We start from the raw sequence: 23881 nt of genomic DNA, 5'->3' as shown, positions 1-23881 counted from the left end.
AAGGACGAGCAGAGCGCCCCTATCTGTCAAGGAAGCTATAGTCAATATAATATAGGCCATTTCACCCGCTCAAGCCTCGCCTTGATTTCGGCGCCGTAGTTGGGCTCGATCTGGATGGCGTATGCAACAAGGCCCATTAAATGGTTTCGCATTCCAGCTACGGCAGAAAAGCCCCTGTGCTCCGCGTGTTTCGCAGGGCCTACGTCTTCGCGCTCCAGATAATGTAGATGCATGCGCATTTTCATCTTAAAAGCGCGGCTCAGTCGAGGCATTTCCTGATCGACCTGGAGCCCTAAGACGATCTTACGACTGCGGGGAGGCACGATCGCTGTTTTGGCGAGGTTGGGTGATAGTCCAAAGCGTCTCAGGATCCCATAAACCTCCCAGATTGCTTGGCGAGCAAGTTCTCGCTTAAATCCTCGATCGCCGGTGGAGAAGGTGAGGTCGTCTGCATAACGGGTATATGTCAATCCGTGTCGACGCGCGAGCGCAGTGAGGAGCTCGTCAGCCTCTTTCATCACCAGATTCGCGAGCATGGGGCTGGTTGCTGCTCCTTGGGGAAGATGACCTAGCCTAGGCACGGAATATGATCTTATTTTGAATTTAGAGGCGGGGTGTTTGCGGTACCACCTCAGTGTTTGGCTCTTGCGGTTCAATCTGCCGACTCGGGTACACAGCCGGGAAAGCTCCAATGACACAAGGGGTTGATAACCCAAGCTGCGGAATGCTCGGTAGCAGTCGACCTCCGAGATCGATTCGAAGAATCTCTGGACATCGATCTTGATGAGCCAGCGACTTGAGCAGTGAGGTGCAGCAGCGTCAACGAGCCGGGAATTGGGAGCAAAGGCTGTACTGGCATGATGGGGCTTTGCTTTGGCCAGAACATTCTGAGCGATCCAATGCTGAACCGCCTTGAGATCGGCTGGAGGTACGCAGATGACTCGAAACCCGGTTGGCTTGCCCGGTAGGGATCGTTTGCGAACACGGAAGGTTTTATAGCTGTCTACCTGACGCGTGACGTATTCTCGAAGCGACGGATAGGGCACTCGAGTCAAATGAGCAAGATGCTTGAGAGTCAGTATCGGCGGTAGTGACGGGTGTACAGCGATAATTTTTTCGCCCGTGGCCACTGCTGCGGCCAATACTGACGCAGGTGCTTCACTCGCACCTGGGGTGCGAAGATAGTGCTGAGGCTTCCAATCCTTCATCTACTTTGACACCCGCAGGGTGAGTGCTCCCGCCGCAGGCAGAAGGCTACACCACGTAGGCTGTGGTGGGAGCGCTTAACCGTAAGCGGGGGCTAGGACATAGGGCAGCAGTAATCTGCGCCCGGTAGATAAGCTGCAAAAACTCGGCTCATCTCGGCGGCATCGTTCTAGGAACATACGCCGTAGCTAGAATCTAGATTGGTCGCCTCAACGAAGAGGGATAGTACGGATCTTGCTCACGCTTGCCAACAGGCGCAACGTCAGTTGCCAGCTGCAGTTGCTTCCGCGCATGAGCAAGCTGAGTGGCGCCCTGATCGGTCAGCCTCCGCTGGGAGTCAACCCAGCCATAGCTTTCAATCTCTCGCAGCAATTTTGACAGTTGGTGATATGGAAGCTGCGTTCGAGCGGCAAGCACTCTGTCATTGAGGCGAGGAGGTCGGGACAGAGCGGCTAACACCAAGACGATATGTGCGGTTAGCAGATCTGGGTTCACGATAGCCTTCGATTTTGCCAAGCTGTGTTGCCCAAGGTTACGCAGCCGCGCTTCAACTTTTTCAGGGGTCAATTCGACGCCAAATGCTTCCTTGCTGATGCCTGCAGACACCCTTGAAGGAAATAGTGGCACCCAAGGGTTTGCCTTACTCCGGGACGCTTTATGAAACATAAGCGGAGCATTGTTAGGAGCCCCGTGGGCGAACACCAAAATAGCGCCGGCATTCCCATACCCAAGGCTAGGCGCATGTGATGCCCATGGATCTTTAGCAACCTCTTCCCGCGTTGGATCATAGGCGGTGCATAGCATTTTCATTTTTAACGATTGTGCTTGGGAAAATGAGGTGTCAATTGTGGGGCAGGGAATGACGAAATGTACGTCAGGCTTGCATGAATGGCGCCTCACGCTAATTTCGCCACTCTGCGTTGCTGCATAGGCCATTACAGAGAACTTAACAAACCCCCCAGACCACCAGCTTCGCACCGTTCTAACTCGCCAAGCTGCTTCCAAATACCGCCAGGCGCGATCCCCGCTACCAATGAGATCGGTCACCACCCACATGGCGCGTACTTGTTTGCGACGATATTGGTCTGGCCCAGGATGGTTTAGAAACGTTTTTGGGAATTCGCGGCACAGTTCAGAGATCATCTGCGCAACGATGCCCTCGCTTCCTACTGACGGATCGTAGGCTTTGGTAGGCTTAACAGCTTGTGGCCCTAATGCTCCATAGGCGCGACGATGGACTGTGCGCGCTTCCTTAAACAAGCGATGCGGAACACCAAATCTGTGAGGTAATTCGCGCTCTGCGTACAAGCCAATAGGGCCATCGATGCGGCTAGCTTGAGCGAGGATTAGCGCACGCATGTGCTCGATGAAGTCATCGCGGGACACCAAAACAAAGGCATCCAGTAACTGCTGCGCGAGTTTGCGATCGCCAGGGCTGAATTGACCTAACCAGGCGAGAGTTCCAGAGTCGTCGGTGCTGGAGGGCAGCTTGCTCATTGATCATCCTGACTTTGTGGACGAAGCATTGCTTCCATGAGCCGGTAAGCTGATGCAAAGCGTCGGTTATGCTCGACTGTGCATGTTGAACAATCAGCTGTCGAGTTTCTTGGCGATGTGCCGCACGATTTCTCGAGGGCTCTGGCTATCAATGATGTCCCAGATGACATCACGCTTGCTGCGGGGCAGCTTTTTGACGATGTTCTTCGCGGCTTTACGGATGCCGCGTCGGATCCGCGGATGCGCTCCGCTAGCAGGAGCACCAGGACTGCACGCGACAGGGTCAGACTGTGCCCGCGCTGGTCAGATGGAACTGGCGAGACCACTGGGCCTAACGGAGCCTTCCAAGCCGATTGAATCATCCAGCACCCAGGGTGAATCAGCATGAGCAAGCGAAATTATGTATCCATAGCCTTTTGGGACATGGCTATCGATCTCGTACCTGCGCCACTCGGTTATCGCCTGGCCATCTATCTCGACTGGCTTACGCTCTATGAGCCAAGCTACTAGGTTGAGAAATTGGCCGTGAGAGAAAATCAGAATACCCACTGCCGGGTTCTCAGCCAGCTGATACAAGAACGATTGAGCGCGACCGACAAACTCCAGAAACGACTCTGCACCAAATCCGTCGACATAGCCCGGATCCGCGTTAGCCCAGTACTGTTCGACCCAGGCCTTGCGTTCTATCACCGTGGTGTTTGCGCACTTAGAAGGCTCCAGGTAGGTGAATTCTTCGATGGGCCAGATCTCGACGGGAACTGAAGGGAACAACGATGCGCTTCTAGCCGCGGTTGCTTGCGCCCGTGAAAAGGGCGACACGATGATCAAGCTCGGCCGCTGCGCGATGGAATTCGCGACCCGCTGAGCCTGCTGTAGTCCTTTCTCTGTCAGAGGAATGCTTGCATGGTCATGAGAAGCGGCCCCAGCATTTGCAGCACTCTCACCGTGACGAACCAATCTTATGCGTTTCATTGTCTCCCCGAATGAATCAAGGCCGCTTGGTGCTAGTGATATCGTCTAGCGCCGGGTTGAGGTTTGAGTAGGACGTGCGGCCAGAGAGACCCAAAAAAAGACTTGGTTCAGAACTCGACCCATGCAAGTCAGTATCGTTTAGAATGGATCCGTAGCCTGCAAAACCATCACGAAAGGAAAAGATCATATGTCGCGCCTGGCTGAATTCCGCAAGCTCGAACAGTCCTTGGCAGCTCAACTCGCCGAGCTGGAAGCATTGAAAGGGAGCGCCGAACTCCAGCAAGAGATTGAATTTGAGACCAAGCTCCGCGATCTGCTTGCTACTTATGGTTTCAGTCTGCGGGATGTCATCAATATCCTGGATCCACAGGCAGGTGTGCGCCAGTTGAACGCTGCTGCAACCGCCACCGGCACTCGCAAACCGCGGGAGGTGAAGACCTACAAAAACCCACATAACGGCGAGCTCGTTCAAACCAAGGGCGGGAACCACTCGGTGTTGAAAGCGTGGAAAAGCCAGTACGGCTCGGACACTGTTGAGAACTGGCTTCAGTAAGACGCTCAGCACCAAGAGCCTCCTTCGGGAGGCTTTTTTATGGCTCAGGCCTTGGGTTGGTTGCATGAAGTCGGGGTTGTTGAGAGCCCCCTCAGGGGGGAGCATGGCTGAGGTACTCACCCGCGAGCTCGCCAGTTCAAAACACAAGCATTTCGAGATTTTTCAGGCTTTGCACAAGCGAGACTTGGCCGATGCGAAAGCAGCGATGCAAGCTGACATTGCATGGGGCGAATTGATGATGGAGTGGGTGGAAAAACAGGAAAGCCTGGTTTAGACGTGAGAGCTAACCCAAGGATCGTAAGCCCATGGATTGCGGCATTGCGATGCCCTGGGCACATGAGCGATGGCTTTCTTGTTTTGATGCCTAGACTCATCGCTCAAAGTTAAGGTGACCTCTTAGCCCATCTGTAGGGAATGGGCTATCAGGCTTAGCCCACGATTACCACCAGTGCGTGGCTACCAACGGACGGATACTTTCCAGTCTTGCCGGTAGCTTCTCATGGCACACCATGCCTAGGTATGTGGCCGCCCGGGTAGCCCCGACATACAAGAAGCGTTCGAACAACCCCGGGTTGGCCTCAGCGAGGGCATCGACTCCGACGAAGAACACAGCTTCAAATTCAAGGCCCTTGATGTGCTGGACGTCGAATACCCGGATGTCTGATTGATTGCCCAAAGATTGGCCGTCCGCGCATGGAGTGGCTCGCAGGCTGATCTGTTCCAGCTTCTTGGTAAGCGTATCCGCCATCGGTCGGACGTGATCTTCTGAGGTGACCAGTACCGCGATGGTCGGAATGTCCTCGCCTTTGGAACGCATCCGCGCATCGATCTCGATGATGCGATCCGCGACCCAAGTGGACGCGTCGTCTTCACTCAGGTGCTCACCTAGCACGGGCTGGACGCCTTCGTGGTTGGAGTGCTCTGGCAGGGTGCCGACAGCTTCCGTATCTCCCTGCATGAGGTCGAGAAGTTTGATGGCAAAGGTGTTCAGCAGCTGACTTTGACGGTAGACAGTGTTAATGCGCCGGGGCTTGAGGCGCGGGGAAATCCACTCAAGCTGGTCAATTCGTTTCAGGCCATGTCCGGTGATTCGCTGGTTGAAGTCACCACACGCGAAGAACGATTCGGTCGAGAGGTCGGTCAGGCTTTCCATGCAGGCAAGCTGAAGGGTAGAGAAGTCAGTCGCTTCATCGACCAGCACTTGGTGGAGGAATTGGTCAGAAATCTTGGCTAGCTCTGTGAAGCGTGGATCATCAAGGTGTCGCCTGACGAACTCTTGCCGAATGAGTTCGCGCGCTGACCGAAGCATCAGGAGCAGGATGGCGTCCAGCTCGGTCTCGTCGATGTGCGCGGGGGTATCAGGCTTCCGGTAGTCATAGAGTTCGAGTGCGAGACACTCTCGGCGGAACGCGCGATAGCTCGTGGGGACTTCCAGAACGTAACGTTTCCAGGCATTCCTGAACCGCCGTAGAGCGTTCTGGAAGCACATTTCGCGACCCAGCGTTTTCAGCCATTCAGCTGGCGGAACCCTATCTCCCAGCCAGTCACGAATCCGGGCTGCCCGACTCGACTTCCCAAGGCTGCCGTTACGATACAGGGTGCGCGCGTGGCTCTGCAGGAACTGCTGATACGCCTGAAACGCCCTGCGCTCCGCCGTGTGATTAGGGGTGCTCGTGCCATCGGTGCCGGTGTCGTCGTCGAACTCTTCACCGTCGTCGATATCATCCTCGCTTTGCCCCAGGCTTTCGAGGAAGGTAGCGAGCTCAACGAAAACAGCGTTGTTCTTGTTGTAGAGGAGACTGCCTTGCTGCTGGATAAGCTTGTCTGTTGTCCCTCGGCTCGTTTTGAGCAACGGCTCGATTCGCGACTCGATTCTGCTCCAGATCGCGTAGGCCCCGAGCAGCCCCTCGGGGCTCAGTTCACCTACTGTGGTGAGCAGCTCTTTCACGACCGGATCCGAGAGGTTCGGCGCCGAGTCTTTCAGCAAGCCTGCGCCCTCTCTGAGAGAGGTGAGCAGACGGTTTTGGTGATACGCCTTGAAGTCGGCAAACCATTGCCGAGGATCATCACTGACCGAAAAGCTGGAATAGCGGCGATCTTCCTTGAGAATGCAGCTGCCGCTATTACCGGTTCTCAGAATGCCAAATGTTGACCTCGCCAGGTCATGCCGACGCTTGTTCCAGGTTTTGATGTGGTCGTCAGACGCGGGAACATTCTCCCGGTTGAATGCTTCTTTGACGTAGTGCTTTAACAGGTCGGAGGGTGTGAACATCATCCAGCGTTGGCGGTTGGTCGCTGGGCCTAGCAGCCGTTGTTCGTCTGGGCTTAGTGCCTGCACATCGAGTTTCTGACCAAGGCGTTTGATCAGTGTTGTGGTTTTGCCGGTACCTGGAGGGCCGAGGATGATCAGCTGATGATCAATCGACAACCGGAAAATCTCGTCCTGGATCTTGTCGAGAATTGCCTGGTCACGCAAAGCCATGGCTCTGCGTATTTGATGCACTACACCCTCCAGGATTTTGTCTGCCTCAGAGTCGCCGCCCAGCATCGCTAGGAATGCGTTGTCGTCGACGGGCTGAACAAGCTTTCGAAGTGAAGGGATTGTCTGTGGGGTTGTACGCCGGCGGCGCCAAATGCTGTCGGTGGCATCCCAAAGGTCGTCACTCTTTAGAGGCTTCAGCTCAAGCTTTTCGAGAATCCGATAGCCTCTCTGCCTCCCCGCAACCTCAAGCTCGACACTTTCACCGACATCGAAGACAGCCAGACGACCGATAGGGGTACGGTAGCCAGCCAGCATCGTCCCTTTGACCGTAATGTTGGTAGTGCGGCAGATATAGTAAGTGACGACCTTGCCTTCGTCTGTCTCGGCAACCACGCGTGAGATCGCAGGCTCGCGGACGAGGCTGAGCAACGATTTGGTGGTGTCGTCACCAATAGATGCGATTTTGGCTACTGCTGCAGTGTTGGTGAACGTGTTGATCACTGCCAGGGCGTCGGACGCCTCACCGCTACGTGCCGCTAGAAGCCGCGCCGCACCGTCCTCAATCTTGTGAAAGGTTTCCAGCGCCTCAGTCGCAACGTCGTGGGCATCGCTCAAACTCATTGAAGCTCTCCTTGTTCAATTGGGCATCACCTGGCCTGCCAGGTGTGTCAGACTCCCGTGTCTTCTGCTCAGGGTGGTGATGTTCTTTGGCTGATCCAGATGCTAAATCCTAGCGGCTTCAGTTGCCAGCAGATTGCCATGACAACCAACGACGTGTTGGTGAGAGAAAGGTTTAGATTTGGCGTATTAGCCATGAAAACGCGCTAAGCAATCACCATTCAGTGCGCATTGCTGAATTCAGCACGGGCCTCTACAGCCGCTCAAACCCAGTGGTTAACGTTTTGCCCTACGCATGCCAAATCTGAATGGCATACGTGGCAAGTCCCATCCATGAAGTTCCCTGGCCGATCTGAAGCCTCAAGATGGTTTGGCTAGTGCGGAGCGGAATGATCACCCTTTCCACGGCTATTGATGGTCACCAGCATGGCTGCTGATGATCGTGCGCGTGAGCCTGATGTCGTACCCATGCTAGTAGGCGATGTCCCGGTTGAAGAGTCTTAACCACGCCAATGTTGTGCCGCCGTTCAAGGAGGAGGGAAGGCCTGTTAATCCACGGGCCTGATCGCGTCCGTGCTTGACGCTAGCCGAACGCGAGGCAGCAACCTCCGTTGCGTTAACGCTACACTAGGCACCTTATTGCTCATCGCTCGCTCATAGGTGGGTAAGGTGTGGCAGGTGGAGCGCTCTCTAGTGACGGAACACACAAACATGGAACTCCCGTTTTTCTACGACTTTAGCGAGGACGAGCAGGAATTCCTGCTTGCGGCCGCATTAGGTAATCGCGGTGTAGTCGTCAAGCGACTAAACGGTGTGTGCGGTGACATCTTTGTCATGGATCAGGGAGAGTCGGTTAATCCTCGTTACGTGTGCGCCAAGGTGCCCCGCAAGCTTGAGACGGTTCCTGCTGTAGAAGCAAACAAGCGTTTCGTTCAGGAATTGGCTCTTCAATTGCGTTTTTCGCATCACACATTTGTGCATTGGTGTTTCGACCTGCGGGAAGTCCTAGGCGCGCCAGTTGCCCTGTTTCGATATTGGGATGGAGACCTACTGGACTACATGTCGGGGCAAAGCGAGATCAGGCAACTTTCTCTGATCGCCTACTGTTGCTCGGGGTTAATACACTGCTATAGCCGTGGCCTTGCTTGCCATCAAGATCTGAAGCCAGCCAATATTTTTGTGCGTGATTTCGAAAAAGTCATCAATGGACTCAGAAACATTGATATCTATCAGGTGGCGATGATTGCCGACTTTGGACTCGCTAACGCTTTCTTGAAGACACCTGCGGTTTTCGAAGGGTCAAGGCCGTATATGGCTCCGGAGCAGTGGGGTAGAACCCAGCTCTCCGAAAAGACAGATGTTTTTGCCCTAGGCATCATTCTATATGAGCTTCTCACCAGCGGCGTTCACCCGGTAGGTGTTCGCACTGATGATGTCTGGCCATCCGCTAAGCCAGGACACTCGACCAAATGGACTCGCTCTAAGGAATGGCAGAAATGGATAGCACGTGGGTGTCTCCTACACACGGAAGTCAATTTGACTTCGGATATTATCAGCCTAGTTCAGCGGACGCTGTCAGTTGATCCTGATGAGCGACCTAGCATGATGGGTTTGAGGGACGAGATTCTCAGTCTTATCAAGGCTCGATGCGAAATTTCCCACTTTCAGCTGAGTGGTGTCATCGGCCACTTCGATGGTAACGCTTCAAAAGGTGATTTAGCGGATGAATGGCCCTACCTAGCGAATGCGTGGGCGAGGTTTCAAAAGCGCTTCGGCTAGGCGTAATTCGCCTGCTGTCATCGTCATATGGCCGAGTCACCTACACCTCACCTGTTTACTTTGAAAAGCAGGGTTTGAGGAGGACTGGCCAGTGTGTGCAATGCTATCTATAAATCTTTATTATAACAAAAGGCCTTCGTTACCGAAGGCCTAGGTTATTGGTTGCTAGCTGTATACAGCAATGCTTCCAATGTTTTTAAATGCGTTCATTCTAAATTCGGTTTTCTCGAGGTGGTCGGATAGAGCATCACAGTTTTCCCCCAGTGAGCGAACCATCTGAATGATGCTGTCTTTTTCTTGGTTTAGGACAGCAAAAGCTTCCCTGCTTGCAGCAAGGAGGTCGCGTTCACTGAGATAGTGAAGAACTAGCAATCCGAAGGAGGCGGCATAAATTGGATTTACCGGCCAGAGGTGCGAAACCACCCTTTGGTTTCCTCTCGCGATTGAGGCTGCAAGTCCTCTGGAGTATGGGTTACAGCTTATTTCAACCGTGGCACCATTACAAATGTTCAGAATCACGTTTCTGGCGTAGAGCGATTTAGGAATGCACGAGTGCAATACATTGCCGGGAATAATGCATTCATCTGAAAATAAAATATGATCTTCCTTGCCGCTGCCCCAGTGGTTATACGCCCCATGAGCCGAAATGTAGATAACACTATGCCTTTCGCTCTTAAAAATTTCTGTGAATATTTCGACGCTTGGGTCTATGTAGATTTCAGCGGATGCGCCGAAGTGGGCTCGGATGAATGCTTGCTCAACATTCACGGTGTGAGTATGGCTGGCAAGCATAAATACAAAGGAGTGCTCGTCCGGATCGTCTACCATTACTTCAAGGCTAGCAGATATCCAGGGCGCATTTTTGCCTAATCCAAATCTAGCCGCTTGAATTGGAAAGTCATGAGAGGGGGCTAAAGTGATTGAGCTCACCTCGTCGTAGATATCGTTATTCAACCGAAAGTGCTCAATCACAACATCCCTGTAGGAGGATAAATCATCGTCCACTGCAGGGGTGCCACTACGATCGGCGTCAAAGAATCTGGCATCTTGGCTAGGCGTACCCAAAAGGCTAACGTATACACCAAGCAATTGATTCCTAATATTGATCAGTCGCTCATAGCTTGGGTAGTTTCCCTCTGCCGGAAAATCAATCCTTGAGCTTGCAGTCATGGCGGTCAATGTTCGACCATTGCTCAAGACAAAGCCATGCCCGGGAATGGCGTTAGGCGCAACATTTTTCATTGATGACAGAAGCTTGAACAACGACTGATAGTCATTGTGGTCGTAAAAGTGCCCGATTATACCTTTCAGGAAATCGCAGTTTCCGGATTTGGTCAAAACTTTCATATCTTCAGTGCGGATAAGGTGCAACAGCTCATTCAGAATGCTCTCACTTTCCTCAATGTGGCAATAATAGCTCAGGATCGCTATGGCCTGGTTTTCATGGGTGTAGCAATCTTTAGTCAAGTAGCACCCTTGGACATAATCCTTGAAGTCTGGATTGTCCCGATTTATTGCTGTGCTACAAAGAAGATTTCTATAGGCGACTGCTCTTGGGTGCGTTACTTTCCACTTTTTTATCCCTTCCAGATAGCTGGGGTGATTGGCTTTGCCGTAAAAATAATCCCAGGCTGCCAGTTGCGATGAAGCCAGCATTCCCTCGACTTCAAAATGACCTTTTAGCCCTTCTACCATTCTGGCTGCCACAGGCCAGACGGTTTCTACGATCTCTGACATTGCTGCCATACTTCGACAATAGTGAAATAGTACCTGTATCCACTTAAGCAAAAAGGTTGGTTGTATGCTAATAAATAAAGATAGCTCATCGGAATGAATCACACACATAAAATGGTACGACTCTAGATTGGCAGTAGTGCCGGGTTGGTATTCAGTCCCGCTAAAAAAGCTGAACACTGCAACTCCTACCGCTGGTACGTCACCAGACTGTGATGCTTCAATAGCATCACTCATGTGCCTCAAGTAAAACTCCGAGGATTGGTATGAAAATTCAGCATCGTCCATCGAGTGTGCTCCGCATTCCGGTTGTGTGGTTGAAAGGTCGGTCAATCTCAAACGGCTTGGTCTAAAGCTAGTTGGTATCTTTAATATTATACTCAAATGCACGCGCACAATGAATAAGTACGCTGAATGATTTTCAGCCTCAATGGCTTCATGTGCTAGGAGTGCCATGCGCACGCTGCTGGTGCACTTTGCGAGTATTTTGACCAACTCAACCAGAAACTGTGCGTCGAGCCATAAGCTCCTGGGTGTGGAAGCGCTGAATACTAGGCGTCAGATAGGGGCATCACTCACGATCAGCGTAGGGTGTTTTATTCTTTATTGGGTGGTTCTGCATAAATCGCTAACGAGTGAGCGCCTGTGCGGGGGAAAAGTGAGGAGTTTGTTGAGCCCTCTGCAGTCCAGAAAACTCAGTTAGTTTTACTTGTACGATTCAGGACTTAAATTTACTCAGAAGGTTATTCCCCGCGCGCGAAATGCACGCTTGCGTCAACTGTCAGCTCTTCATTCTTCTTGATGTCCCCGAGAAAGTTGGATGTTTGCTGGTGCACTTTTAGAGCTTGCTCGCTGGCCCAGCACTCTACCAGAAAGAAAATCTCAGGGTCGCCTGAACTTTGAGCAAGTTGATAGCGAATGCAAACTGGCTCGACAGGGCCGGCCTTTAGAAGGGTTAGCGGCGCATCTTTGAGTTCTGGCTGAAGCCTAGGTTTACTATTGAACGGTGCGGCGGCGAAGTTCGACAATGTCACGCTTTGGCGACATCCCGAATTGCCGGCCATATTCGCGGCTGAACTGCGAGGGGCTTTCATAGCCGACCTTGAAGGCTGCAGTGGCAGCATCCAGGTTCTCATTCAGCATCAACCGCTTAGCCTCGTTCAGCCTCAGCCACTTCTGATACTGAAGGGGGCTCATCGCGGTGAGCTGACGAAAATGCTGATGGAAGGTTGAGAGCCCCATTTGAACCTGAGAAGCCAGTTCATCTACTCGCAGTGGTGCTGAGAAATTCAGCTTCATCCAGTCGATCGCTTTCGCAATTCGATGCCCCTTGCTTCCGACCGAGGCGATGTTCCTCAGGAGCGGTGCCTGGTCACCCTGCAACAGTCGGTAGTGGATTTCACGCTGGATCAAGGGCCAGAGGACGGGTATCGCATCGGGCTCCTCCAAGAGCTCAATCAAACGAGTGAAGCTCTCAAGCAGCTTAGAGCTCATTGTACCTACACCGGCACTTGCTTGGAGGGCATGCCCACTCGAAGGAAGCCGGCCATCTTGCGCGATCAATTCAGCCAGTGTCCGGAGATCGAGCTTGAACACCAGACCCAGGCAAGGGGCGTCTTCGCTAGCAATCGTTACCGAAGAGTGTGCGGGAATGCTCAGCGAGGTGACCAAAAATCGAGTTGTGTCGTAGGGGAAGGCATCTCCTCCGATGACCATTTCCTTAGCGCCCTGTGCGACCAACACAATGCTTGGCTCGACGATGCATGTGATCGGAGGGGCAGGCTCATTGCGCCGGTAAACGCTGAGGTCTGCAATGGCTGTAGGGAAGTCACCTGCGATTTTTGCGTGCGCTCCGATCACCCTGCAGAGCGTGCCCATAGGGTTATCTAGGAGTGGCGTTTTTAGGGTGGTGGACATGGGCAAGCTTCCAATCTTCTCGTCCCAACACAGTACGCCTCGCACGACGGTTGTACACGATCTGTCAGCAAGTCTTGGAGATTTAGGCAAGAAAACTACCCGTTTACTCTACTGATCCAGCGGTGTCAGCCAGGAAGATGGGCGGCAGTTGGGAGGTTTACGTTGCCTCGCAGCGTTCGCAACTCACACCTAATCCATTTCGAGCAGACAGGAAGAAATGCATGAAGTCTTTGATCATAGCGTTTGCCTTGATGGCCAGTTCTCTCACTGCTGGAGCCGCCGACATGTCCCATGGAGCCAACAATTTCTACAAGAGTGAACAGGTTTCACTCGAGCGGGTTTCGTTTAAAAATCAGTTTCAGATGAACACGGTTGGGAACCTGTTTATTCCAAAAAACCTGAACCCCTCGACCCGATATCCCGCCATCATCGTGGGTCACCCCATGGGGGCCGTGAAGGAGCAAAGCTCCAATCTGTACGCGCAGAAGCTGGCCGAGCAGGGCTTCGTGACACTGGCGATTGATCTGTCTTTTTGGGGTGAAAGTCAGGGGCGCCCGCGCAACTTGGTCTCGCCAGACATCTACGCCGAGGACTTCAGTGCGGCAGTCGACTACCTTGGGTCTCAAGGCTTTGTTGATCGCAACCGGATCGGTGTTCTAGGCATCTGCGGAAGCGGCAGCTTTGCGATCAGCGCGGCTAAGATCGACCCACGCATGAAAGCGATTGCAACGGTAAGCATGTACGACATGGGCGCCGCAAACCGTAACGGCCTTAAGCATGGCGTGACGGTGGAGCAGCGAAAGCAAGCAATCGCTACTGCGGCCGCTCAAAGAGATGTTGAGTTTGCGGGTGGAGAGAGCCAGTACACTAGCGGCACTGTCGAAAAGCTGACCGAGAACTCTAATTCCATTGAGCGAGAGTTTTACGATTTTTACCGCACGCCTCGGGGTGAATTCACGCCGAAGGGCCTGTCGCCTCTGCTGACTACGCATCCCACACTGACCAGTAATGTCAGATTCATGAATTTCTATCCGTTCAACGATATCGAGACGATCTCGCCACGTCCGATGCTCTTCATTGCGGGAGAAAACGCTCACTCCCGTGAATTCAGTGAAGAGGCCTACCGCCTGGCCGGTGAACCCAAGGAACTGGTGATCGTGCCAGGTGCCGGCCATGTCGATCTCTACGACCGCGTGGAGTTGATCCCATTCAACAAGCTGGCCACGTTCTTCCACGAAAACCTTGAGTAACCTCGCTGATTGCTCAGGCGCAGCACATCTGTTGGGCCTGGGCATTTGCGTCTTTAAAAATGGCAAATTGAGAACCGCTATGGGCAGCTCGGCAATACCTCTTCAGCATTCAAACCGACATGTCTGGAGCTCAATCCTGGCAATGTCGCTCTGTGCCTTCGCGTTGGTAGCTTCGGAATTCTTACCAGTGAGCTTGCTCACGCCGATTGCCACGAATCTCTCACTTACCGAAGGCCAGGCCGGACAGGCCATTTCTATTTCGGGCTTCTTCGCCGTCGTGACGAGTTTGCTTCTGTCGAGGTTTACGCAGGGGCTCGACCGTAAACCCGTTCTCCTCGCGACCACGGCGCTGATGCTTTTATCCGGTGGCATGGTGGCTTTTGCCCCGAACTATCTGACGTTGATGGTAGGGCGTGCAGTGTTGGGAATTGCCATTGGTGGATACTGGGCGATGTCCACTGCAGTCATGATGCGAATTGCGCCCGAAACGCTCGTCCCCAAGGCGATTGCCGTAATGCAGGGGGGTACTGCATTGGCTACGGCGATCGCTGCACCGGTAGGGAGTTACTTAGGTGGCTTGATAGGGTGGAGAGGAGCATTCCTCTGCGTGCTGCCACTTGCTGCTGTCGCGCTGCTCTGGCAAGCCTTTACGTTGCCGGCAATGCCCAGTGAACGGAGAGCGGGATCGGATGGCGGCCCTTTGCGTTTATTGGGAAACAGCAAGGTAGCTTTGGGCATGGCAGCGGTGGCGCTGCTCTTCATGGGCCAGTTCATGCTTTACACCTACCTGCGACCATTCCTGGAGGCGGTAACGCACGTAGATGTCCCTACGTTGTCACTGCTGTTATTGATCATTGGTGCAGCGGGATTGCTTGGAACGATGTTGGTGGGCCCTCTAGTGACCCGAAGCCTAAACCGGGTGCTCGTGGGCATACCCCTGATCATGACTGGTCTCGCCATTGCAGTGGTGGAGGCGGGGACATGGGTTATATCTGTTGGTGTATTGCTTGGGTTGTGGGGGCTAGTCGCTACATGTGCTCCAGTCGGCTGGTTCACCTGGCTGACCAAGGCCATGCCGCGGGATGCTGAGGCAGGCGGCGGGTTGATGGTCGCGGTCATCCAACTGGCTATTACCCTCGGGGCGACCGGGGGCGGCGTGCTATACGACGGGTTTGGGTACCAGGCTACATTCTTCACCAGCGGTGCTTTGTTACTGGGCGCGACCATAATGACCAATTTGGCTACGCGCAAGTAAACAAATCGACCAGCGCAGAATGTGCATGAAAACAGCATCTGCCCTTGCCCACTGCCTTCTCGCAGGTTAACAGAACGCTGTTTCAACGTTCGCCATGGGTTTGCGATCACTCAGTTAGCTCTGCAAAAGCACGAGAAGCGAGAGCTGCGACGGCATCAATCGTGGCTGAGACTTCTGTATCGCTTGGTTTCTGAAGAACCGCTGCCTGATTCAACAAGCAAAATACTAGCGATCCTTGGACATTGTCCGCGAGCATTTTTACGGCTTCATCCGAGGCGTCAGTTACCGAGATGTGGGATCTCAGGAAGTCGTAAAAGACCTGTGAAACAGCGTTCACCCCTTGGTGATACCAAAGTGCGCCGACGCTTGGAAAGCGCCCGGCAGTCCCCATAACGATCCTGTAAAAGCTCACCTGCCGCTCGCTTAGCGCAAGAGTGACGTAGCCCCTAGCAAGCTTGTAGAACCCTGTAGAGAAGTCCAGGTTGGCGTAGGAAATCTGGCATAGCTCGGCCGAAAATTTTGCGCAAAAGTCTTGAACTACGGCCTCGAACAGCTGTTGCTTACCGCCAAAAGCTCGGTATAGCGTCGCTCGAGACCCTCCAGATTTCGCAATCACATCATCCAGCGTGACGCTGTCATACCCCAACTCTAAAAACAGATCTGTTGAAACCGTCAGGAAGCTGTCGAGGCGCTCGCGCCCTTTGGGCGTTGGTGGGGTAAATTCTTTACTCACGGTCATGTTCCAGGCTAGGAAGCGATAAGTCTGCCATGACACCGTGAGAGAGAGAACATCAGACCGCGGTGAGGTGGCGCGTCGTCACTGGACGTGCACATGCAGATCGACTGTATAGCTGCTGACCGAACCCCTGAATGGCTTGGGCGCCTATGGCGCCCCAGCTTAGAAAATGTTGATTGGAAACTCGGTAATCAGCCTGACCTCATCGATGTCAAGATACCTGTAGCCGCTGGTAGCCCGGTGAGTTGATTGCCTCAGGCGAAACGACATATCGCGCGCCGGCCCGGACTGGATCACGTACTTGATGTCGAAATTTCTCTCCCAATGCTTGTTGTCCTTGTCGGTGTCATACACGTAGCGAGCGGTGTAATAGGGGTTATGACTGTGCGAGTTATCCATTCCATCCCCCCTGACATACCTGGTCATGAAGCTAAGCCCTGGTATGCCTAGAGCTGCGAAGTCGTAGTCGTATCTCAGTTGCCACGACCTCTCGTTGGCTTCTGTGAACGTTGCGTACTGAACCGCGTTGCCAATGGTGATGGTGCCGCCCATGGTGCCAAAGCCGATCCAGTCTAGGGGCTCGTCACCGTTGATCCTCTGGTGAGTGACTGAGAGTGTATGGCCACCGGTGGTGTAGGCAGTGGAAAATGACCAGGAGGTATTGTTTATGGGGCCCGCGAGGCTTCTGCCATAGTTCAACGTACGGTAAATGTTGAAGTCGAAAGCTATTCTTTGGCCTTCGTCAATGGCGTAGGTGTACTTAGTGTTGCCATAGTATTGATGCCAGGCATCTTCCAACTGGCCTGCATAGAGGGCTAGCGATAGATTCCCTTGCTGGTAGCGGCCTCCAATAAAACTAGCCGAGTCATAAGTGATCGCAGTGCCTCCACGCTTTAGGGCATAGTCGGTTGTGAACTTATCGTCAGTGTTTGAGGAGTCAACTCCGGTCTGTTTCGTGTAGTGGCCTGCCTCCAGAGTGAAATTGTCAAATTCGTTGACATTCAACTGAAGCCCCGTCGCGGCGCTGGGAAACAGCCGAACAGTATTCACCGCCAGTACAGGTGTCATTGGCATCTGTTCGCCATACTTCAGCGTACTCTTTGATGCCCGAAGCTTCAGAGCGGCACCAACCCTGGAATACTCATCGCCAGGCTTGCCATCGCCGTCGATGGGTAGGAGTCGCAAGCCTGCGGTACCGCCTCCTGCACTCAGCTTGAGGCCTAAGATTGCATTGGCATCTACCCCGAGGCCGATTGCTCCGGGTGTAAAGCCGGACTGAAAATCCAGAAGAAAGCCTTGGGCCCACTCCTGTGCGTATCCATTTCTTTCGTTAACCGGCTTGAAGGCGTTTGTCCCGGTGGCACTAGAACTGCCGTTACGGAAATCTCGATGGAAGAAAAAATTCTTATTGGTAAGCCGGAGCTTTGCGTCATCAAATATTGAATTTTCCGCTGCAGTTGCCTGAAATGATGAGATGCAGAGAGCGCCCATCAGCATTGCGCAATGGCGTGACATCTTATGTACCTTCCTTATTGTTGTTGTTTGGAGAGGTAACGCATTTTTATGAGGATATTTTTGGTCAGGAAAACTCGCTTGAGATTGCTAATCCATAAGTGTGTGCGCATTATTAATGCAGGCATGCGAGCATGCCTGCGGCATTGAGGTTGGAGTAACGACGCTCTAGTACCAAAAGCTAGGTTTTGATCTCAAAATGATCGAGGCAACTCGAGCCAGCGTTCACCCAGCAGGTTTGCAAGCATGTCATCGGTCAGTGGTGCAAAAGAGTAGAGGCGGATATCTCGATAGTAGCGTTGCATCGGATATTCCAGATCAAAGCCTGCTCCGCCCATTGACTCCATGCCAACCCTTACCGCTTCGTTGGCAGCTTTACTGGCGGCAAGCTTTGCGATGGCGCTGGAAACCTCGATGTTCTGATGACCTTGCTCCTCCGCAATCGCAGCCATTTGGGTCGTAAGCCAAGCCTGCTCGAGTGCAACGCCGGCGTATACCAGCCGATGCTGCAGCGCTTGGAATTGACCGATGGGTCGTCCGAATGCTTTACGATCTTTGGCGTACTCGACTGCCAGTTGTTGAGCGCCTCGACCAATGCCAACAGCAACCGCAGCGGCGTTCAGCCGCTCAGAGTTGAGCGTGCTCAAGACTTGGATGAAACCCTGATCTACTTCGCCCAGCACTGCGTCATCCGAGAGCTTCACGTCGTCGAAAGCAACAGAGCAGGTGTCGTAGCTGTTGATAGCGAAGGTATTGATCTCTGTTGCCGAAACGCCAGGTGCTGACTTATCGACGAGGAACATGGTTACGCCGCGCGAGCGGTGCTCGCCGGTGCGAGCGAGGACAATGAGCAGGTCTGCGTGGATCGCGCCACTGATCCAATATTTGCCACCGGTTAGTCGCCAACCGTCATCGACTCGCTTGGCCTTGGTGCGCATTGCCTGCAGGATGTCAGTGCCACCACTTTCTTCAGTCAGGCAGAACGATGCTTTGATCTCGCCGGCGCAAAGTCTCGCCAGGTACTGATCTTGCTGCTGTGGCGTCCCGTATTGGCTGAGGAGTCGAGTAGCCATGAACTGAACGACGCCGAAGACTGCCATGGAGGTTGCCCTCCGACCTAGCGCCTCCAAGGTCAGAACTTGAAGCTTGGGCGTACCACCGGATCCTCCAAATTCTTCGCCGATACCCACGCCCCAGACGCCGAGCTCAGCCAGTGCTTTATGCAGGTCGAAATCAAATTTCTTGGCATTATCCAGCTTCTGTACATGCTCAACAGGTGCAACCCGCTTGATAGTACCTTCCACTGCATCGCAGAACAGTTGCTCTTCTTCGGATAGGTTCAAAAACATCCTACTCTCCTGGGCTTCTTATGGTTGCAAAGGAGCCGGGGCTATGTGCCTTCCCGGCTGCTGGATGGGAAATCTGTCAGTCAGGTTTACCGACAGCAAGGGCATGCTTAGGCATGAGCGTGAGCATGAAGAGGGCTGCTATCACCATGATCAGGCTGATCGCATACATGCCCGCGTGATCCTTACCCGTCAGTTCGCGCGCGAGGCCAATGATCGAGGGCGCTGCAAAACCACAGAGCGAGCCTAGCGAGCTGACCAATGCAATCCCAGCCGGCGCGCTTTTGCCTTTGAGGTATGTCGCTGGAATTGCCCAGCAGACGATGATTGCCCCACTGAACCCGAACGCTGCTCCACCCAATAGGGCTAAGGACAGGGGAAGGGAGGTAGAAAGGGTAGAGAGGGATAGCATTGCTGCCCCGAACAAGATGCTGATGCAGTAATGCATTCGTCGCTCGCGTCGCAGGTCAGAGCTGCGACCGATCAAAATCATCCCAAGGGCGGCGCAGGTAAAGGGGATCATTGCGTAGAGCGAAATATGGGTGATGCTGGAAACGCCGAGCTTTTGGATAGTAGTCGGCAGCCAGAAATTGAACGCGTAGGTGCCGAGAGCAGAGCTGAAATAGAGGAATGCCAGGACATACACTTTCGGATCGGTGAGAGCGCTGAATATCGCCTCGCCACTGTGTGGGTTGACTGCTTCTGGGTCGAGGGTTGCTTTGTCATGAGCCATCAGCTCTTGATGTAGAGCCTTCTCCTCGGTGCTGAGCCAGTGCGCCTGTTCGGGTTTATCGCAAAGCAAAAGGAAGCATGCGATCCCGATGAAGATGATTGGTACAGCTTCCAGCAAGAAGAGCCACCGCCATCCCGCCAGGCCAGAAACACCATTCATTGACTCCATGATGATGCCTGAAATTGGGCCGCCCAGGATGGGGGCAACAAGCGTGGCAAGCAGAAGGGTGCCGGTCACTCGACCACGCATATAGCTTGGGAACCAGTAGCTTAGGTAGAGAATCACGCCAGGGAAGAAGCCAGCTTCAAAGATCCCAAGCAGCAAACGCAAGATGTAGAGCTGCTGAGCGGTGGTGACAAGCATGGTGGCGGCCGATGCAAGCCCCCAGAGCACCATGATTCTCGTCATGGTTTTTCGGGCGCCTATCTTGTCTAGCAGCAGATTGCTTGGGATCTCAAACAGGGCGTAGCCAATAAAAAAGATCCCGGCCGCAAAGCCGTATTGGCTTTCCGTCAAGCCTAGGTCGGGGAGCATCTGAAGCTTCGCATAGCCGATATTCACCCGATCAAGGAAGGCGAAGATGTAGGCGACAAAGATCAGAGGGATGACGCGCAGTGCTATTTTTCGAAAAAGCACACGATTGATTGCGTTTGCTTCAGCAAGGCTCCAGCTGGAGGCGTCGATCGTCGATTTCATGGTGAGTCCAGTGTTGTTATTGTGCGGACTTCGAATGAAAGGCGCGCGTGGACGCCTTTCACCATTTAGGTCTTACTCAGCTTTGACGGTATTTTTGAGTGTTCCGATTCCCTCCACTTCAACTTCAACAACATCACCAGGTTTCATCCAGAGTGGCGGGGTACGGAATGCACCCACACCACCCGGGGTTCCAGTCGCGATCACATCCCCCGGCAGGAGCTGGGTGAAGGTTGAGATGTACTCGATCAACTCAGGAATTTTGAAAAGCAGATCGTCAAGACCTTCACGCTGTACCACCTCGCCGTTCAAGCGCGTTTCCAGGACGAGGCTGTTGATATCGGTGATTTCCTCCTTGGTGACGAGCCAAGGGCCAAAGCTACCGCTCCCGACAAAATTCTTACCCGCAGTGAACTGAAGGGTGTGTCGCTGCCAGTCACGAATGGATCCGTCATTGAAGAGGCTGTAACCAGCTACATGCTGCAGAGCGTTCTCTTTTGAGATGTGCCGACCCGCTTTGCCGATCACGATCGCCAACTCGCCCTCAAAGTCGAAAGCGGTGGATGCCTTGGGCTGGATGAGTGGCTGGTCGTGACCAACCTGGGCGCTCGCGAATCGCGTGAACAGGGTGGGGTGCTTTGGTACTTCGCGGCCAGTCTCGACAATGTGCTTGAGGTAGTTCAGGCCAACGCACAGAACCTTGTCGGGATTTGGAATGACTGGAAGCCATTGAACCTGTTCTACGCTCAGAACCGGTGCGTCGCGCAGCGCAGCGAGTTCAGCTAAACCGTCACTGGACTCTAGAACGGAGCGCAAGTCGGAATAGCATTGACCGAGCACTGCGCCAGCGTCCGAAACGGTGTCGCCACTGACGACACCGTACGAACTGCGCCCGTCATACATGAAGGATGCAATTTTCATGGACAAAATCTCTCAGGATTAACCCAGGACAATGAGAACGTGCCCGTCGTCGACGGTATCGTTTTCTACGACCTTGATCTCTTTAACGACGCCCGAGTCATCGGCCTCTACCGGGATCTCCATCTTCATGGATTCCATGATGATGACTTCATCGCCGAAGTTGACCTCCTGGCCCACCTGGACGTTGATCTTCCAAATGTTTCCGGCCATTGGTGCTTTGATTTCGCTCATCAGCTAAATCCTTTCTAATTATCTGGGGTTAAACCGGGTAGATGCCGTTGCGGCGATCGATACGAGGAATTTCACGGCGGCTGTACAAGGCAAAGCGCTTGATCAGCTCGTCACGCAGATCGTCCGGATCGATTACCGCTTCGAAGGAGAATTGATCAGCAGGATCGAACGCGTTGATGTCCTTGGCGTAGGCCTTCTGCTTTTCATCAATGAACGCAGCTCGCGCTTCACCTTCCAGGGCCTGGATCTCGTTGTAGTGGATGGCGTTGATGGCAGCTTCTGGGCCCATCAGGGCGGGCATTGCACCAGGCAAGGCGAGCTGTGCGTCTGGCATGGTCGGGCCGCCCGACATGCCAAGGTAGCCACCGCCGTAACCTTTGCGAACCATGACGGAGATCCGCGGCACCTTCGCTTCACAGACCGCATGCAGCAGCTTCGCGCCGTGACGAATGATCCCCGCCTTCTCTACGGCGCTACCGATCATGTAGCCACTGATGTCCTGCAGGAAAAGCAGTGGAATATTGAAGGCGTTGCACGCCCAGATGAAACGGGTAGCTTTGTCGGCGCTGTCGTTGAACAGGACACCGCCTTTGTTCTTCGAGTTGTTCGCGATAATGCCGACAGGGCGGCCGCCCAGGTAAGCGAACGCGGTGTAGATCTCTTTGGCAAAGAGTGCCTTCATCTCAAAGATCGAGCCTTCATCGACTAGCGACTCAATGAGTTCCCTTACCTCAAACGGACGGTTCTGGTCTGCTGGAACGATTTCGGTAATCGATCGTTTGGAGGCAGGCTGTTTCGGTTCGCGCAGAGGAGGAAGCTGGCTGTTGTGGCTTGGGAAGAAACGGAGGTAGTCAGCAGCTGCCTTGAGCGCTTCTTCTTCATTTTGAGCCAGATAGTCGCCGAGCCCGCTCATGGCGCAGTGCATGCGAGCACCGCCCATTTGCTCTTCGGTTACCTTTTCGCCGATTGCTGCTTCAGCCAAGCGCGGAGAGCCCAGGTAAGCAGTTGCCTGTTTGTCGACCATGATGACCAGGTCGCACAATGCTGGCACATAGGCAGATCCGGCAGGTGATGGGCCGAACATTACGCAGACCTGGGGCACTACACCCGAGATTTGCACTTGCGTGTAGAAAATGTTGCCCCATGCAATCCGCCCGAGGTAGCAGTCAAATTGGCTGTCGATACGAGCGCCAGCACTGTCCACCAGGTAGATGATTGGCATCTTGGCATCGACAGCAATTTCTTGCATACGGACGATTTTGCGGAAGGTGTGGTAGCCCCAGGTGCCCGCTTTGACTGTCATGTCGTTTGCGATGACAGCGACTTCTTGGCCGTTGATCTTGCCAATTGCCGTTACCACCGCGTCGCCAGGCATGCCACGAGATGCGCCAACCAGCAGACCGTCCTCAAGGTATTCGCCGTTGTCGAAGAGGATGTTGAGACGATCGCGAACCAAGATCTTGCCCTGAGCCTGGTGCTTCTCTTTTGCTTTGTCCGAACCGCCGGCGCGTGCGATTTCGACGCGGCGCTGCAATTCTTTTACGTTTTCGTAACCGCTCATGCCTTCACCTCTTTCTTGGCAAAAAATTTCTCGATACCGCGACGTAGCTCTTCGGAGCACATGAACGCAGGGCGCAGGCCGCGGGCCAGCTCCAAGCCTTCAATCAGGCCAACGGACGAGATTTTGTTGAATGCGTGCTTGCCCCGACGGACAGTGGCAGGCTCCAGATGTGTGAAGGTTTTCACCAGCTGGTCTACCAAAGCGTCAATTTCATCAGCCGTGGAAACCTGATTTACGAGGCCCATGCGATAGGCCTCTTGAGCATCAATAGTGCGGCCGGTAAGGGCCAAATCCAGAGCGTTGCGCTCTCCCAAACGACCCAGAAGCGCTGGGAGAATGAAAAGGGGGAAGAGGCCAATTTTCACTTCCGGAGAGCCGAACTTGGCGCCTTCGGTGCAATAGGCAAAGTCGCAGGCAGCGACCAAGCCGCAAGCGCCAGCCATTGCGGGGCCGACGACGCGGGCAATTACTGGCTTGCTCAGGGTCGGAATTACGCTGAATAGGCGCTGCCAAGGTTCACCTGTTTCCCACAGCTGAGTACCGCCTGCGTCAACAGTGGAAAGAAATTCGTCAAGATCACCGCCGGAGGAGAAGCACTCGCCTTCACCTGTGATGACGATGACTCGGATGTCCTGCTCACCGTCCAGCTGTATCAACGTGTCGACCAGATTGCTGGCAGTCACGGTGGCAATCGCATTTCGCTTGGCAGGATTGCTCAGGATGATGGTAGCGCGTGGGCCTTGGCGCTCGACCAGGAGCTGCGTTGTGCTCAAGGGATTCTCCTTTTTTGTTTTACTAACCGTTGTTAGTTTTCGAGAATATAGCTAGGCTTTGTTTCCAGCACAAGCCTGGTCGTCGTTTTTCAGCTTTCCGTCGCGATGCCCA

Annotated in this window: 21 protein-coding genes; 5 read left to right on the top strand and 16 right to left on the bottom strand. The window is 53.7% G+C overall.

Annotated features, from left to right (window positions below; all coding sequences use genetic code 11):
• Positions 1 to 41 precede the first annotated feature (41 nt).
• The 4 genes from QQL85_RS12230 to QQL85_RS12215 all read right to left on the bottom strand — a co-directional run bounded on the left by QQL85_RS12230 (position 42) and on the right by QQL85_RS12215 (position 3675).
• Entirely contained in the window at positions 42 to 1208 is a 1167-nt protein-coding gene (locus tag QQL85_RS12230; RefSeq protein ID WP_284353495.1) for a reverse transcriptase family protein, read from the bottom strand.
• Between the two features lie 193 nt (positions 1209 to 1401).
• Positions 1402 to 2703: a phosphoribosyltransferase-like protein gene (locus QQL85_RS12225; protein ID WP_284353496.1), complete on the bottom strand. Its 1302-nt coding sequence runs from the start codon at positions 2701 to 2703 to the stop codon at positions 1402 to 1404.
• A gap of 93 nt (positions 2704 to 2796) precedes the next feature.
• Positions 2797 to 2868, bottom strand: coding sequence for a hypothetical protein (locus tag QQL85_RS26765; RefSeq protein ID WP_434489062.1), 72 nt, complete (start codon positions 2866 to 2868; stop codon positions 2797 to 2799).
• A 138-nt stretch (positions 2869 to 3006) separates the two neighbouring features.
• Positions 3007 to 3675 (bottom strand): histidine phosphatase family protein, encoded by a 669-nt coding sequence (locus QQL85_RS12215; protein WP_284353497.1) that lies wholly within the window; start codon positions 3673 to 3675, stop codon positions 3007 to 3009.
• Between the two features lie 187 nt (positions 3676 to 3862).
• Here QQL85_RS12215 and QQL85_RS12210 point away from each other — a divergent pair, with 187 nt between their 5' ends.
• The gene (locus QQL85_RS12210) at positions 3863 to 4228 is read left to right on the top strand and encodes a histone-like nucleoid-structuring protein, MvaT/MvaU family (RefSeq protein WP_284353498.1); all 366 of its coding nucleotides are present in this window, start codon (positions 3863 to 3865) and stop codon (positions 4226 to 4228) included.
• Positions 4229 to 4331: 103 nt separating this feature from the next.
• Entirely contained in the window at positions 4332 to 4502 is a 171-nt protein-coding gene (locus tag QQL85_RS12205; RefSeq protein WP_284353499.1) for a hypothetical protein, read from the top strand.
• A 165-nt stretch (positions 4503 to 4667) separates the two neighbouring features.
• On the opposite strand, the gene QQL85_RS12200 is transcribed toward QQL85_RS12205, so the two are convergent.
• A complete protein-coding gene (locus QQL85_RS12200; RefSeq protein WP_284353500.1) occupies positions 4668 to 7331 on the bottom strand; it encodes an ATP-binding domain-containing protein in 2664 nt (887 codons plus the stop codon).
• A 708-nt stretch (positions 7332 to 8039) separates the two neighbouring features.
• Between QQL85_RS12200 and QQL85_RS12195 the strand changes: the two genes are divergently transcribed.
• The gene (locus QQL85_RS12195) at positions 8040 to 9107 is read left to right on the top strand and encodes a serine/threonine protein kinase (RefSeq protein WP_284353501.1); all 1068 of its coding nucleotides are present in this window, start codon (positions 8040 to 8042) and stop codon (positions 9105 to 9107) included.
• 165 nt (positions 9108 to 9272) lie between these two features.
• On the opposite strand, the gene QQL85_RS12190 is transcribed toward QQL85_RS12195, so the two are convergent.
• The 3 genes from QQL85_RS12190 to QQL85_RS12185 form a co-directional block, all read right to left on the bottom strand.
• Positions 9273 to 11129: a hypothetical protein gene (locus QQL85_RS12190; RefSeq protein ID WP_284353502.1), complete on the bottom strand. Its 1857-nt coding sequence runs from the start codon at positions 11127 to 11129 to the stop codon at positions 9273 to 9275.
• A 455-nt stretch (positions 11130 to 11584) separates the two neighbouring features.
• Positions 11585 to 11905, bottom strand: a complete 321-nt coding sequence (locus tag QQL85_RS26650) for a putative quinol monooxygenase (RefSeq protein WP_349816522.1) — start codon at positions 11903 to 11905, stop codon at positions 11585 to 11587.
• Positions 11838 to 12758 (bottom strand): AraC family transcriptional regulator, encoded by a 921-nt coding sequence (locus tag QQL85_RS12185; protein WP_284353504.1) that lies wholly within the window; start codon positions 12756 to 12758, stop codon positions 11838 to 11840. Before QQL85_RS12185 ends, QQL85_RS26650 begins: the two co-directional genes overlap by 68 nt.
• A 221-nt stretch (positions 12759 to 12979) precedes the next feature.
• On the opposite strand from QQL85_RS12185, the gene QQL85_RS12180 reads away from it, so the two are divergent.
• Together QQL85_RS12180 and QQL85_RS12175 are read left to right on the top strand one after the other, a co-directional pair.
• A complete protein-coding gene (locus QQL85_RS12180; protein WP_284353505.1) occupies positions 12980 to 14008 on the top strand; it encodes an alpha/beta hydrolase in 1029 nt (342 codons plus the stop codon).
• A gap of 79 nt (positions 14009 to 14087) precedes the next feature.
• Positions 14088 to 15263 carry an MFS transporter gene (locus QQL85_RS12175; protein WP_284353890.1) on the top strand — a complete coding sequence of 392 codons (1176 nt, stop codon included), beginning with the start codon at positions 14088 to 14090 and terminating at the stop codon, positions 15261 to 15263.
• A gap of 106 nt (positions 15264 to 15369) precedes the next feature.
• Here QQL85_RS12175 and QQL85_RS12170 read toward each other — a convergent pair whose 3' ends face one another.
• The 8 genes from QQL85_RS12170 to QQL85_RS12135 form a co-directional block, all read right to left on the bottom strand.
• Positions 15370 to 15996 carry a TetR/AcrR family transcriptional regulator gene (locus QQL85_RS12170; RefSeq protein ID WP_284353506.1) on the bottom strand — a complete coding sequence of 209 codons (627 nt, stop codon included), beginning with the start codon at positions 15994 to 15996 and terminating at the stop codon, positions 15370 to 15372.
• A 165-nt stretch (positions 15997 to 16161) separates the two neighbouring features.
• Positions 16162 to 17514: an OprD family porin gene (locus QQL85_RS12165; protein WP_284353507.1), complete on the bottom strand. Its 1353-nt coding sequence runs from the start codon at positions 17512 to 17514 to the stop codon at positions 16162 to 16164.
• Positions 17515 to 17705: 191 nt separating this feature from the next.
• A complete protein-coding gene (locus QQL85_RS12160) occupies positions 17706 to 18860 on the bottom strand; it encodes an acyl-CoA dehydrogenase family protein (RefSeq protein WP_284353508.1) in 1155 nt (384 codons plus the stop codon).
• A 76-nt stretch (positions 18861 to 18936) separates the two neighbouring features.
• On the bottom strand, positions 18937 to 20286 hold the full coding sequence (locus tag QQL85_RS12155) for an MFS transporter (RefSeq protein ID WP_284353509.1): 1350 nt from the start codon (positions 20284 to 20286) through the stop codon (positions 18937 to 18939).
• Positions 20287 to 20358: 72 nt separating this feature from the next.
• A complete protein-coding gene (locus QQL85_RS12150) occupies positions 20359 to 21204 on the bottom strand; it encodes a fumarylacetoacetate hydrolase family protein (protein ID WP_284353510.1) in 846 nt (281 codons plus the stop codon).
• Positions 21205 to 21222: 18 nt separating this feature from the next.
• On the bottom strand, positions 21223 to 21435 hold the full coding sequence (locus tag QQL85_RS12145) for a biotin/lipoyl-containing protein (RefSeq protein WP_243055284.1): 213 nt from the start codon (positions 21433 to 21435) through the stop codon (positions 21223 to 21225).
• Between the two features lie 28 nt (positions 21436 to 21463).
• Positions 21464 to 22996: an acyl-CoA carboxylase subunit beta gene (locus QQL85_RS12140; RefSeq protein WP_243055283.1), complete on the bottom strand. Its 1533-nt coding sequence runs from the start codon at positions 22994 to 22996 to the stop codon at positions 21464 to 21466.
• Positions 22993 to 23769 (bottom strand): enoyl-CoA hydratase/isomerase family protein, encoded by a 777-nt coding sequence (locus QQL85_RS12135; RefSeq protein WP_284353511.1) that lies wholly within the window; start codon positions 23767 to 23769, stop codon positions 22993 to 22995. The genes QQL85_RS12140 and QQL85_RS12135 overlap by 4 nt, the downstream gene beginning before the upstream one ends.
• Positions 23770 to 23881 lie beyond the last annotated feature (112 nt).

It is taken from the genome of Pseudomonas putida (assembly GCF_030159595.1).
Lineage (GTDB): Bacteria > Pseudomonadota > Gammaproteobacteria > Pseudomonadales > Pseudomonadaceae > Aquipseudomonas > Aquipseudomonas putida_AC.
The sequence above is the reverse complement of the archived record's forward strand: the minus strand, read 5'-3'. Positions and strand labels throughout refer to the sequence as shown.

Bases quoted from the DNA above. Each gene is read 5' to 3' on its own strand.
- QQL85_RS26650 (WP_349816522.1), bottom strand. From the start codon at position 11,905: ATGGCCGGCAATTCGGGATGTCGCCAAAGCGTGACATTGTCGAACTTC.
- QQL85_RS12190 (WP_284353502.1), bottom strand. From the start codon at position 11,129: ATGGACGATGCTGAATTTTCATACCAATCCTCGGAGTTTTACTTGAGG.
- QQL85_RS12230 (WP_284353495.1), bottom strand. From the start codon at position 1,208: ATGAAGGATTGGAAGCCTCAGCACTATCTTCGCACCCCAGGTGCGAGT.
- QQL85_RS12165 (WP_284353507.1), bottom strand. From the start codon at position 17,514: ATGTCACGCCATTGCGCAATGCTGATGGGCGCTCTCTGCATCTCATCA.
- QQL85_RS12180 (WP_284353505.1), top strand. From the start codon at position 12,980: ATGAAGTCTTTGATCATAGCGTTTGCCTTGATGGCCAGTTCTCTCACT.
- QQL85_RS12210 (WP_284353498.1), top strand. From the start codon at position 3,863: ATGTCGCGCCTGGCTGAATTCCGCAAGCTCGAACAGTCCTTGGCAGCT.
- QQL85_RS12225 (WP_284353496.1), bottom strand. From the start codon at position 2,703: ATGAGCAAGCTGCCCTCCAGCACCGACGACTCTGGAACTCTCGCCTGG.
- QQL85_RS12155 (WP_284353509.1), bottom strand. From the start codon at position 20,286: ATGAAATCGACGATCGACGCCTCCAGCTGGAGCCTTGCTGAAGCAAAC.
- QQL85_RS12215 (WP_284353497.1), bottom strand. From the start codon at position 3,675: ATGAAACGCATAAGATTGGTTCGTCACGGTGAGAGTGCTGCAAATGCT.
- QQL85_RS12160 (WP_284353508.1), bottom strand. From the start codon at position 18,860: ATGTTTTTGAACCTATCCGAAGAAGAGCAACTGTTCTGCGATGCAGTG.
- QQL85_RS12195 (WP_284353501.1), top strand. From the start codon at position 8,040: ATGGAACTCCCGTTTTTCTACGACTTTAGCGAGGACGAGCAGGAATTC.
- QQL85_RS12140 (WP_243055283.1), bottom strand. From the start codon at position 22,996: ATGAGCGGTTACGAAAACGTAAAAGAATTGCAGCGCCGCGTCGAAATC.
- QQL85_RS12150 (WP_284353510.1), bottom strand. From the start codon at position 21,204: ATGAAAATTGCATCCTTCATGTATGACGGGCGCAGTTCGTACGGTGTC.
- QQL85_RS12145 (WP_243055284.1), bottom strand. From the start codon at position 21,435: ATGAGCGAAATCAAAGCACCAATGGCCGGAAACATTTGGAAGATCAAC.
- QQL85_RS12175 (WP_284353890.1), top strand. From the start codon at position 14,088: ATGGGCAGCTCGGCAATACCTCTTCAGCATTCAAACCGACATGTCTGG.
- QQL85_RS12205 (WP_284353499.1), top strand. From the start codon at position 4,332: ATGGCTGAGGTACTCACCCGCGAGCTCGCCAGTTCAAAACACAAGCAT.
- QQL85_RS12185 (WP_284353504.1), bottom strand. From the start codon at position 12,758: ATGTCCACCACCCTAAAAACGCCACTCCTAGATAACCCTATGGGCACG.
- QQL85_RS12200 (WP_284353500.1), bottom strand. From the start codon at position 7,331: ATGAGTTTGAGCGATGCCCACGACGTTGCGACTGAGGCGCTGGAAACC.